Origin of the sequence: Streptomyces auratus, assembly GCF_050433025.1 — a bacterium.
Lineage (GTDB): Bacteria > Actinomycetota > Actinomycetes > Streptomycetales > Streptomycetaceae > Streptomyces > Streptomyces sioyaensis.
Genome location: NZ_JBNGCB010000001.1, coordinates 1562160 through 1572739 on the forward strand (window position 1 = coordinate 1562160; position 10580 = coordinate 1572739).

Below are 10580 nucleotides of genomic sequence, written 5' to 3' on the forward strand. Positions count from 1 at the left end.
TCGAACCTGTCGAACGAAGAATCGAAGGCGGAGGCTAGCGCATGGCGGCCGGGCGTGGTGCGAAGCCCAGCCGCCATGGCGCGGAAGTGGAGGTGAACAACGAGTGGTTACACCGGGGTGACGTACGCGCCCGCGATGCCTCCGTCGACCAGGAATTCGGCGGCGTTGACGAACGAGGAGTCGTCGCTGGCGAGGAAGGCGACCGCGGAGGCGATCTCCTCGGGCTCGGCGAACCGGCCGACCGGGACGTGCACCAGGCGGCGCGCGGCGCGCTCGGGGTCCTTGGCGAACAGCTCCTTGAGCAGCGGGGTGTTGACCGGCCCGGGGCACAGCGCGTTGACCCGGATGCCCTCGCGGGCGAACTGCACGCCCAGTTCACGGGACATCGACAGCACGCCGCCCTTGGAGGCGGTGTAGCTGATCTGGGAGGTGGCGGCGCCCATGACGGCCACGAAGGACGCGGTGTTGATGATGGATCCCCTGCCCTGGCGCTGCATGTAGGGCAGTGCGTGCTTGCAGCAGAGGTAGACCGAGGTCAGGTTGACCTCCTGGACGCGCTTCCAGGCGTCCAGGCCGGTGGTGAGGATCGAGTCGTCGTCGGGCGGCGAGATGCCGGCGTTGTTGAAGGCGATGTCCACCGAGCCGTAGGTGTCGAAGGCGGTCTTGTAGAGCGCCTCCACCTGATCGGAGTCGGTCACATCGACCTGGACGTAGAGGCCGCCGACCTCTTCGGCGGCGGCCTTGCCCGCCACCTCGTCGATGTCGGCGCAGACGATGTGGGCGCCCTCGGAGGCCAGTCGGCGGGCGGTGGCCAGGCCGATGCCGCTGCCGGCTCCCGTGATCACGGCGGTACGGCCGACGAGGCGGCGGCACACTGCGGTCTGGTCGGTCACTTAGCGCTCCTCTGTGCTGATGAAGATGTTCTTGGTCTCGGTGAAGGCGGTGAGCGCGTCCGGTCCCAGTTCACGGCCGAGGCCGGACTGCTTGAACCCGCCGAAGGGGGTCCAATACCGCACGCTGCTGTGGGAGTTGACGGAGAGGTTGCCGGCCGCCACACCGCGCGAGACCCGCAGTGCGCGGCCGACGTCACGCGTCCACAACGAGCCGGACAGGCCGTAGTCGGTGGTGTTGGCGATCCGGACCGCGTCGGCCTCGTCCTCGAAGGGCATGACCACGGCGACCGGGCCGAAGATCTCCTCGACGGCCGTACGGTCCTCGGGGCGGCCCTCCAGGACGGTGGCCGGGTACCAGAAGCCCTTGCCGGCGGGCGCCTCGCCGCGGATGGCGGCCGGGGCGTCCTCGGGGACGTAGGACCGTACCCGCTCGCGCTGGGCGGCGGAGATCAGCGGGCCCATCTGGGTGGCGGGATCGGCCGGGTCGCCGACGGTGAACGCCTTGACCTGGGGCTCCAGCAGCTCCAGGAAGCGGTCGTAGACGCCGCGCTGGACGAGGATGCGGCTGCGGGCGCAGCAGTCCTGGCCGGTGTTGTCGAGGAAGGAGCCGGGGGCGGCGGCCGCGGCGGCTTCGAGATCGGCGTCGGCGAAGACGATGTTGGGGCTCTTGCCGCCGAGTTCGAGGGTGAGCCGCTTGGTCTGGGCCGCGCAGCGGGCGGCGATCTGCCGGCCGGTCGTGGTGGAGCCGGTGAAGACGACCTTGGCGACGCCGGGGTGGTCGACCAGCGCGGTGCCGGTGACCGGGCCCTCGCCGGGCAGGACCTGGAAGAGGCCCTCGGGCAGCCCGGCCTCCAGGGCGAGTTCGGCGAGCTTGAGCGCGGTGAGCGGGGTGGTCTCGGCGGGCTTGAGGAGTACCGCGTTGCCGGCCGCGAGCGCGGGGGCGGTGCCCCAGGCGGCGATCGGCATCGGGAAGTTCCAGGGCGCGATGACGGCGACCACGCCGAGCGGTTCCTGGACGGTGATGTTCAGGCCGCCCGCGACGGGGATCTGGGTGCCGTTCAGGCGCTCCACTCCCCCGGCCGCGTAGTGCAGCAGATCGCGGACGTTGCCCGCTTCCCACCGGGCGTTGCCCAGCGGGTGGCCGGCTTCCTTGAGTTCGAGCGCGGCGAGCGGCTCGATATGGGCGTCGACGACCTCGGCGAAGCGGCGCAGCAGCCGGGCCCGGTCGCCGGGTGCCACCGCGGCCCAGGACTGCTGGGCGGCGGCGGCCCGGCGGACCGCGGCGTCGACCTCTTCAGGGGAGGTGGTGGCGACGGTGGCCACCACCTCCTCGGTCGCCGGGTTGAGGATCTTCAGCTCGTGCAGACCAGTGGACACGTGCGGGTTCCTTACATGCGCTCGAAGGAGCGGAAGCGCTCCCAGTCCGTGACGGCGGCGTCGTAGGCGTCCTGCTCGACGCGGGCCATGTGGCGGTAGTGGTCGACGACCTCGTCGCCGAAGGCCTCGCGGGCGATCGGGCTGTTCTCCCACAGCTCGGCGGCCTCGCGCAGGGTGGTGGGGACGTGAGCGGCGTCGCCGTTGTAGGCGTTGCCGGTCGTCGCCTCGGGGAGTTCCAGCTCGTGCTCGATGCCGTACAGGCCGGCCGCGACCATGCCGGCGACCGCGAGATAGGGGTTCACATCGCCGCCGGGCAGGCGGTTCTCCAGGCGGTGGGCGCGGCCGTGGCCGACCACCCGCAGGGCGCAGGTGCGGTTGTCGGGGCCCCAGGCGACGGCGGTGGGCGCGAAGGAGCCGGGGCGGAACCGCTTGTAGGAGTTGATGTTGGGTGCGTAGAAGAGCGTGAAGTCACGCATCGCGGCGAGCTGGCCCGCCAGGAAGTGCTGCATGGTCTTCGACATGCCGTACGGGCCGCTCTCGTCGGCCAGCACCGGCCGGCCGTCCGCGTCCTGCAGCGAGAGGTGGATGTGACAGGAGTTGCCCTCGCGCTCGTCGTACTTCGCCATGAAGGTGAGCGACATGCCCTCCTGGGCGGCGATCTCCTTGGCGCCGGTCTTGTAGATGCTGTGCTGGTCGCAGGTGGTGAGCGCCTCGTCGTAGACGAACACGATCTCGTGCTGGCCGAGGTTGCACTCGCCCTTGGCGGACTCGACGGTCATCCCGGCCGCGCCCATCTCGTTGCGGATCCGGCGCAGGACGGGCTCGACGCGGCCGGTGCCGAGGACGGAGTAGTCGCCGTTCCATTGGTTGGCGGGGTTCATCTCACGGTAGCCGCGGGACCAAGCGTCCTCGTAGGAGTCCTTGAAGAGCATGAACTCCAGCTCGGTGCCGGCGTACGCGCTCCAGCCGCGCTCGGCCAGCCGGTCGAGCTGGCGCCGCAGGATCTGCCGGGGCGAGGCGACGACCGGGGAGCGGTCGTGCCAGGCGAGGTCGGCGGTGATCAGGGCGGTGCCGGCGTTCCAGGGGATGCGGCGCAGGGTGGCGACATCACCGTGCATGGCGAAGTCGCCGTAGCCGCGTTCCCAGGAGGACATGGCGTAGCCCTCGACGGTGTTGAGGTCGACGTCGACGGCGAGGAGGTAGTTGCAGCCCTCCGTGCCGTGGTCGAGGACGGTGTCGAGGAAATAGCGGGCCGCGAACCGCTTGCCCTGGAGCCGGCCTTGCATATCGGTGAAGGCGAGGACGACAGTGTCGATCTCCCCGGCGTCGACGAGGACTCTGAGCTCCTCGACGGAGAGTGGGGGCGTGCGGTCTGCCACGGTGTTGCCTCCTGTCACTGCATCCGGAGGTCATAAGGTAGGCACACGAACCATTGATTGGGAAGGGGTATCGATGGACGGTGCGGCTGACCGGCTGGCGCCCGTGCTGCGGCCGGTGCGGGCGGGCAACGGTTTCGAGGAGGCGCTGGAGCAGATACTCCAGATCGTCCGGCTCGGCCTGGTCCCCCAGGGCGAGCGGCTGCCCGCGGAGCGGGAGCTGGCGGAGCGGCTGCAGATCAGCCGGGTCACCCTGCGCGAGGTGCTCAAGGTGCTGCAGGACGAGGGCCTGGTGGAGAGCCGGCGCGGACGCTACGGCGGCACGTTCGTCCGGGTGCGGGCGGAGAATCCGGGCGAGGCCGAGCTGCGGCGCCGGACCGAGAAGATCGACGTCGAGGACACCCTGCGCTTCCGGGAGGTGCTGGAGGTGGGCGCGGCCGGGCTGTGCGCCGCCCACGGGCTGTCCGACGTGCGGCAAGACCGGCTGCGGGCGGCGCTCGCGGCGACCCAGGAGGCCCCGCTGGCCGACTACCGCCGGCAGGACACCCTGCTGCATCTGACGCTCGCCGAACTGTCCGGCTCGCCGTCGCTGGCGGCGCAGTACGCGGCGGTGCGGGCGAGCGTGAACGATCTGCTGGACTGCATCCCGCTGCTGGTGCGGAACCTGGAGCACTCCCAGACCCAGCACAGCGCGCTGGTCGAGGCGGTGCTGGAGGGCGATGCGGACGGTGCGCGCGAGGTGATGCGGGAGCACTGCGCGGGCACGGCGGCCCTGCTGCGCGGCTTCCTGTCATGAAACCGCTCACCTCGGGAAACCTGACCGTCACGAGATATTTTCGTCCAGGTCTTGCGCTCAGCCGCCCTGGCAGCAAAGGTATCGCCCCATACCTTTATTGCGAGGCTGGGAGCGGTTCGCCGGACGCCGTACCCGCCACGGATTCCCGAGGCCCTCGGAGGCGTTGTGTCCATCGACAAGCCCGCGACGAACCCAGACCAGGAACATCAATCTCCTCAGCTGTCCAGCGATGAAGAGCGCCTCCACCAACTCGGTTACGCTCAGGAACTCGCCCGCTCCATGTCGGCGTTCTCCAACTTCGCCGTCTCGTTCAGCATCATCTCGGTCCTCTCCGGCTGTCTGACGCTGTACGGCTTCGGCATGAACACCGGCGGACCCGCCCTGATCACCTGGGGCTGGCCGCTGGTCGGCGTGATGACCCTGTTCGTGGGCCTGGCCATGGCCGAGGTCTGCTCCAGCTACCCGACCGCGGGCGGCCTGTACTACTGGGCGGCGAAGCTGGCCCCCTCACACGGCCCGGCATGGTCCTGGTTCACCGGCTGGTTCAACTTCCTCGGCCAGGTCGCGGTGACCGCGGGCGTCGACTTCGGGGCCGCGTCCTTCCTGAACGCGCTGCTGGACCTGCAGTTCGGCTTCACCGCCACCCCGGCACACACCATCATGCTGTTCGGACTGGTCCTGCTGGCGCACGGCCTGCTGAACACCCTCGGCGTGAAGCTGGTCTCGCTGCTCAACAACGTCAGCGTGTGGTGGCACGTCTTCGGAGTACTGGTCATCGTGGGCGCGCTGGTCGTCCTGCCCCCGAAGCACCAGTCCGCCTCCTTCGTCTTCACGCACGTCGTCAACAACACCGGCTGGCACTCCAGCCTCTACGTCGGGCTGCTGGGACTGCTGCTCGCGCAGTACACCTTCACCGGCTACGACGCCTCGGCGCACATGACCGAGGAGACCCACGACGCGGCCAAGGCCGGGCCGCGCGGCATCGTGATGTCGATCCTCGTCTCGCTGGTCGCCGGCTGGATACTGCTGGTCGGCATCACCTTCGCCATCCAGGACTACGACGGTGCGCTGAGCAGCAAGACCGGCGTCCCCCCGGCACAGATCTTCATCGACGCCCTCGGCAGCACCGGCGGCAAGCTGCTCCTGCTGATCGCCATCGGCGCCCAGTTCTTCTGCGGCATGGCGTCGGTCACGGCCAACTCGCGCATGATCTACGCCTTCTCCCGGGACGGCGCGCTGCCCGGCTCCCGGCTGTGGCACCGCATCAACAAGCGGACCAAGACCCCGACCAACGCGGTCTGGCTGTCCGCCGGCGGCGCCTTCCTGCTGGGCCTGCCGTACCTGTGGAACACCACGGCGTACGCGGCCGTCACCTCGATCGCCGTGATCGGCCTGTACATCGCCTACGTCCTGCCCATCTTCCTCCGCCTGCTGCAGGGCGACCGGTTCGAGCGCGGCCCGTGGCACCTCGGCCGCTGGAGCAAGGTCATCGGCACCATCGCCGTCGGATGGACCCTGGTGATCTCCGTCCTGTTCATGCTCCCGACGAGCAGCCCGGTCACTGCGGACACCTTCAACTACACCCCGCTCGCCGTCCTCGTCGTCCTCGGCTTCGCCGGAACCTGGTGGCTGGTATCGGCCCGCAAGTGGTTCACCGGTCCGAAGGTCCAGGGCTCGGCCGAGGAGCTGGCCGCCATTGAGCACGAACTGGACGTCTGAAGGGACGGGATCCGTGTCCATGCCTCTCATCGGCATCAGCACCTACCAGCAGGAAGCCAGCTGGGGGGTCTGGACGCTGCCGGCCGCGCTGGTGCCCGCCGGATATCCACGGCTGGTGCAGCGCTCGGGCGGGCTGCCCGTGCTGCTGCCGCCGGGCGACCCGGCGACCGCCGCCGCGACGGTGGCCCGGCTGGACGCGGTGGTGATCGCCGGCGGTGCGGATGTGGCACCGGCGCGGTACGGCGCGGAGCCGCACCCCCGCACCGGTCCGCCGTCCCTGGACCGGGACGCCTGGGAACTGGCCCTGATCGAGGCCGCGTTGGCGGGCGGCGTCCCGCTGCTGGGCATCTGCCGCGGCCTCCAGCTGCTGAACGTGGCGCTGGGCGGCACCCTCGTCCAGCACCTCGACGGCCACGCCGGCGCCCCCGGGGTCTTCGAACGGCACGACATCAAGCCGGTCCCCGGGACGCTGCTGGACCGTACGCTGCCCGAGCCGGTCTCCGTACCGACGTACCACCACCAGGCCGTGGACCGGCTCGGCCGCGGACTGCTGGTCTCGGCCTACGCGGAGGACGGCACCATCGAGGCCCTGGAGCTGCCGGACGCGCCCGGCTTCACGCTGGCGGTGCAGTGGCACCCGGAGGCGGGCGACGACACCCGGGTGATGGAAGCCCTCGTGGCGGCGAGCGGGGCGGCCGCCGAGGAGTGACCATGCGGCCCGCGGGGGCGGCCGCCGCTCAGGCCGTCCCGCGGGTCAGTCCCAGCAGCTGGCGGGCCGGGCCCACCGGGCGCTGACCGGCCGGCCACACGGCACGCAGCTCACGGCCCAGCCGCAGCCCGTGCACCGGAATCTCCACCAGCCGGCGCGCGGTCAGCTCCTCGCCGACGGCGAGTTCACTCAGGACGGAGGGTGCCGCCTCGCTCACCACCGCCGCCTTCACGGCGGTGGTGGAGGCGAGTTCGAGGAGCGGTGCGGCCAGTCCGCCATGGCGGGCCAGCGCCGCATCCAGCACCTGCCGGGTCCCTGAGCCGCGCTCGCGCAGGATCAGCGGGGTGGCCGCGAGTTCGGCGGCGGTCAGCTCCGTACGGCGCCGGGTCCAGGGGTGGGACGGGGCGGCGACCACGATCAGCCGGTCGTGCCCGATGACCGTCCCGTCCAGCCCCTCCGGCACCTGCAGCCCCTCCACGAATCCGAGGTCGGCCGCGCCGGTCAGCAGCCGCTCGGCGACCGCGCTGGAATTGCCGGCGAGCAGCGAGACGGCGGTCCCGGGCCGCTGGGCGCGCAGGGCGATCAGCCACCCCGGCAGCAGGTACTCGGCGATCGTCATGCTGGCCGCGACCCGCAGCCGGGAATCGCGGCGGCCGCGCAGCGCCTGCGCCCCCGCGTCGAAGGCCTCGGCCGCCTCGACCACCCGCCGCGCCCAGTCCGTCACCAGCGCACCGGCGTCCGTCAGCCGGGAGCCGCGCGGCGAGCGTTCGACCAGCGCCACCCCCAACTGCCGCTCCATGGACCGGATCCGGCTGCTGGCGGCGGGCTGGCTGATCCCGCGCGCACGGGCGGCCCGCCCCAGACTGCCGAGCCGGGCGACGGCGAGCAGCAGCTCCAGCGCACCGAGATCCGGGACCCGGTGTGCCAGCGACACGGCACCGGGCTCGGCCTCCTCACCCATCGACTCCCCCAGACACGACCCTGCACATAACCCCAGCTTATGCCCTCATAGACGCAACGCCCCTGGTGGCGCCGGAGCCGGGCACCGACGCTGTATGCCATGGCAACCCTCGTGCACGCACCTTCCCGCGCCGGCACCGGAACCGGCACACCCGCTCCCAAGGGCTCGGTCCGCCATCTCGGGCCCAACTGGTACGCCGCCGTCATGGGGACCGCGATCGTCGCCAACGCCGGTGCGGCCCTGCCGTTCACCGCGGCCGGTCCCCACCTCGCGTACCAGGCCGTCTGGGCGCTGTCGGCGCTGATGCTGCTGACCCTGCTGGCCGCCCGGGGTGTGCACTGGGCCCGCCACGGGGACCAGGCGCGCCGCCATCTGCTGGACCCCGCGGTCGCCCCCTTCTACGGCTGTACGGCGATGGCGCTGCTGGCGGTGGGCGGCGGCACGCTGACCGTGGGCCGGGAGGTCATCGGCGCACCCGCCGCCCTCGCCGCGGACGCCGTCCTGTGGAGCCTGGGCACCCTCGTCGGCCTCGCGGCGGCCGCGGCGATCCCGTATCTGATGGTGACCCGGCACCGCATCGACCCCGGCAGCGCCTCCCCCGTCTGGCTGCTGCCGCTGGTCGCGCCCATGGTCTCGGCGGCGCTGGGCCCGGCGCTGGTGCCGTATCTGCCGGCCGGCCCGTGGCAGCGGACCCTGCTGTTCGCCTGCTACGCGCTGTTCGGCATGTCCCTGCTGGCCACGCTGCTCGTGCTGCCGCTCGTGCTGTCCCGGCTGATCCATCACGGCCCGCTCCCGCTCGCCCTGACCCCCACGCTGTTCCTCGTCCTGGGCCCGCTGGGCCAGTCCACCACCGCCGTGACCAACCTCGCCCATGTCGCGCCCGGAGTCGTGGACGCCTCCCTGGCGCCCGCGATGGGCGCGTTCGCGGTGCTCTACGGCGTCCCGGTGATGGGCTTCGCCCTGCTCTGGCTCGCGCTCGCGACGGCGATGGTGGTCCGCGCCTTCCGCGACGGCATGGGTTTCGCGATGACCTGGTGGGGCTTCACCTTCCCGCTGGGGACCTGTGTCACGGGGGCGGCGGGGCTTGCCCGGCAGACCGGGCTGGGCGCCTTCGACGGGCTCGCGGTGGCCCTCTACGCGCTGCTCGTCACGGCGGTGGCGGTGGCCTTCACCCGCACCGCGCTCGGGCTGGCCCGCGGACATCTGCTGGCGCCGCCCCGGCCGGTCACCCCGTAGCCGCCGTCCGCCCGGCGGTCCCGTAGCCGCCGTCCGCCCGTCGGTCAGCGAGCCGTGGCCAGCGCCTCGGCCAGCACCGCCGGGGCCTCCGCCAGCGACGGCCCGTACCAGGTCAGATGCCGGCCGCTCACCAGCGCCGCGGGCAGCGCGGGAAACGCCTCGGGACCGTCCTCGGCGGTGAAGCGGTACGGCTCGTCGGGCAGCACGACGAGCTCGGCGCCGGCGGTGTGGAGCTCCGCCAACGGGATCCGTGGGTAGCGGTCGGCGTGGCCCGCGTACCGGTTGCGTACGCCGAGCCGGGCGAGGAGGTCGCCGGCGAAGGTGTCCCGGCCCAGCACCCTCCACGGCCGGCGCCAGACGGGCACCACCGCCGTGCGCTCCGTGGACGGGACCGGCAGCTCCCGCCAGGCGGCCTCGGCGGCCGCCAGCCACCCGGGCCGGGGCAGCCCGCAGCCGTCCACCAGCACCCGGGTCAGCTCCCGCCACGCCTGGTCCAGCGTCCGCACCTCGGTGACCAGGACGTCCGTCCCCGCGGCGCGGAGCGCGGCCAGGTCCTGCGGACGGTTCTCCTCCTCGTTGGCGAGGACGAGCCCGGGAGCCAGCGCGGCGATCGCGCCGAGGTCGGGATTCTTGGTGCCGCCGATACGGGTGACGTCGAGCCCGGCGGGGTGGCTGCACCAGTCGGTGGCCCCGACCAGCAGCTCAGGCGCGCAGGCGGCCACCGCCTCGGTGAGGGAGGGCACCAGGGACACCACGCGCCGGGGGGAACGAGGACCGGTCATCCGCCCACGGTACGCGCCCGCCCCCGGCCCGGCCGCGGACCGCCGCCCGGCATCCGCCGGTCAACCCGTCCCCGGGGAGCGCCCGTTGGCCGTGCGGCGGAGCCAGTACGCCGCGCCCCCGGCCAGGGCGAACAGCGCCAGACCGCCGACCGCCTGACCGGCGTCGACCCCCTCGACCCGGCCGTCCCGCACGGTGACGGTCTCGGTGAATCTCTCCCGGCCCGGCCCGCATTCGACGGTGACCGGGTAGCGGCCTGGTGCCGTCCCCTCGGCGACCTGGACATCGGCGGCCATCCCTCGGGGCCCCGGCCGCAGCACGACCGACCCGAACAGCGGCGAGGCCACCCGCGCCCCGGTGGCCGGCGCACACCGGCTGCCGTCGCTGATGCGCACCCGCTGGCCGGCCACCATGGGATCCGGCTCGACATGGGCTGACGCGGCGGGCGCGGCGAGGCCCAGGACGGCGACGCCGATCAGGGCGGCAGCGGCGGTGTGCGCAGGCTTCACGATCCTCTCCTTCGGCGTCCGCGACCGCTGCGGCCGTGGGCAGACCACGGCGACCGCCAAGGAAATACCGTCATATACCAGAGCGAATCACCTGGCCCGTAGCGCCGCGCAGCAAACGCGGCCGGTCAGGTGAGCCGTCCGGAGATCTCGCCGTACCGGCCGCGTTTGGGACCGGCGGCGGCCGCCGAACGGGTCACCCGGCACGGGCGCCCATGCGACGGGCC

At 72.4% G+C, this 10580-nt stretch carries 10 protein-coding genes; 4 read left to right on the top strand and 6 right to left on the bottom strand.

Annotation, left to right across the window (positions count from 1 at the left end; genetic code table 11):
• Positions 1 to 107 precede the first annotated feature (107 nt).
• From BKA18_RS06655 to BKA18_RS06665, 3 genes are read right to left on the bottom strand one after another with little or no spacing between them, the layout of a single operon-like run.
• Positions 108 to 893, bottom strand: a complete 786-nt coding sequence (locus BKA18_RS06655; RefSeq protein WP_366045343.1) for a 3-oxoacyl-ACP reductase — start codon at positions 891 to 893, stop codon at positions 108 to 110.
• Entirely contained in the window at positions 894 to 2270 is a 1377-nt protein-coding gene (locus BKA18_RS06660) for an aldehyde dehydrogenase family protein (protein ID WP_366045344.1), read from the bottom strand.
• A gap of 11 nt (positions 2271 to 2281) precedes the next feature.
• Positions 2282 to 3649, bottom strand: a complete 1368-nt coding sequence (locus BKA18_RS06665; protein WP_366045345.1) for a glutamine synthetase family protein — start codon at positions 3647 to 3649, stop codon at positions 2282 to 2284.
• A 73-nt stretch (positions 3650 to 3722) separates the two neighbouring features.
• Here BKA18_RS06665 and BKA18_RS06670 point away from each other — a divergent pair, with 73 nt between their 5' ends.
• From BKA18_RS06670 to BKA18_RS06680, 3 genes are all read left to right on the top strand, one after another.
• Complete coding sequence (locus BKA18_RS06670; protein ID WP_093482322.1) at positions 3723 to 4442, top strand: FadR/GntR family transcriptional regulator; 720 nt, start codon at positions 3723 to 3725, stop codon at positions 4440 to 4442.
• Positions 4443 to 4721: 279 nt separating this feature from the next.
• Positions 4722 to 6161 carry an amino acid permease gene (locus tag BKA18_RS06675; RefSeq protein WP_366045396.1) on the top strand — a complete coding sequence of 480 codons (1440 nt, stop codon included), beginning with the start codon at positions 4722 to 4724 and terminating at the stop codon, positions 6159 to 6161.
• Between the two features lie 19 nt (positions 6162 to 6180).
• On the top strand, positions 6181 to 6870 hold the full coding sequence (locus tag BKA18_RS06680) for a gamma-glutamyl-gamma-aminobutyrate hydrolase family protein (protein ID WP_366045397.1): 690 nt from the start codon (positions 6181 to 6183) through the stop codon (positions 6868 to 6870).
• A 28-nt stretch (positions 6871 to 6898) separates the two neighbouring features.
• Here BKA18_RS06680 and BKA18_RS06685 read toward each other — a convergent pair whose 3' ends face one another.
• The gene (locus BKA18_RS06685) at positions 6899 to 7831 is read right to left on the bottom strand and encodes a LysR family transcriptional regulator (RefSeq protein WP_006607593.1); all 933 of its coding nucleotides are present in this window, start codon (positions 7829 to 7831) and stop codon (positions 6899 to 6901) included.
• A gap of 99 nt (positions 7832 to 7930) precedes the next feature.
• Here BKA18_RS06685 and BKA18_RS06690 point away from each other — a divergent pair, with 99 nt between their 5' ends.
• Positions 7931 to 9067 carry a TDT family transporter gene (locus tag BKA18_RS06690; protein ID WP_366045346.1) on the top strand — a complete coding sequence of 379 codons (1137 nt, stop codon included), beginning with the start codon at positions 7931 to 7933 and terminating at the stop codon, positions 9065 to 9067.
• 44 nt (positions 9068 to 9111) lie between these two features.
• Here BKA18_RS06690 and BKA18_RS06695 read toward each other — a convergent pair whose 3' ends face one another.
• Both BKA18_RS06695 and BKA18_RS06700 read right to left on the bottom strand, forming a co-directional pair.
• Positions 9112 to 9849, bottom strand: coding sequence for a helical backbone metal receptor (locus tag BKA18_RS06695; RefSeq protein WP_366045347.1), 738 nt, complete (start codon positions 9847 to 9849; stop codon positions 9112 to 9114).
• 60 nt (positions 9850 to 9909) lie between these two features.
• Entirely contained in the window at positions 9910 to 10356 is a 447-nt protein-coding gene (locus BKA18_RS06700; protein ID WP_366045348.1) for a hypothetical protein, read from the bottom strand.
• Positions 10357 to 10580 lie beyond the last annotated feature (224 nt).

What these genes read in the sequence shown, in the direction of transcription:
- BKA18_RS06670 (WP_093482322.1), top strand. Translation starts at nt 3,723, where the DNA reads ATGGACGGTGCGGCTGACCGGCTGGCGCCCGTGCTGCGGCCGGTGCGG.
- BKA18_RS06690 (WP_366045346.1), top strand. Translation starts at nt 7,931, where the DNA reads ATGGCAACCCTCGTGCACGCACCTTCCCGCGCCGGCACCGGAACCGGC.
- BKA18_RS06695 (WP_366045347.1), bottom strand. Translation starts at nt 9,849, where the DNA reads ATGACCGGTCCTCGTTCCCCCCGGCGCGTGGTGTCCCTGGTGCCCTCC.
- BKA18_RS06685 (WP_006607593.1), bottom strand. Translation starts at nt 7,831, where the DNA reads ATGGGTGAGGAGGCCGAGCCCGGTGCCGTGTCGCTGGCACACCGGGTC.
- BKA18_RS06680 (WP_366045397.1), top strand. Translation starts at nt 6,181, where the DNA reads ATGCCTCTCATCGGCATCAGCACCTACCAGCAGGAAGCCAGCTGGGGG.
- BKA18_RS06675 (WP_366045396.1), top strand. Translation starts at nt 4,722, where the DNA reads ATGTCGGCGTTCTCCAACTTCGCCGTCTCGTTCAGCATCATCTCGGTC.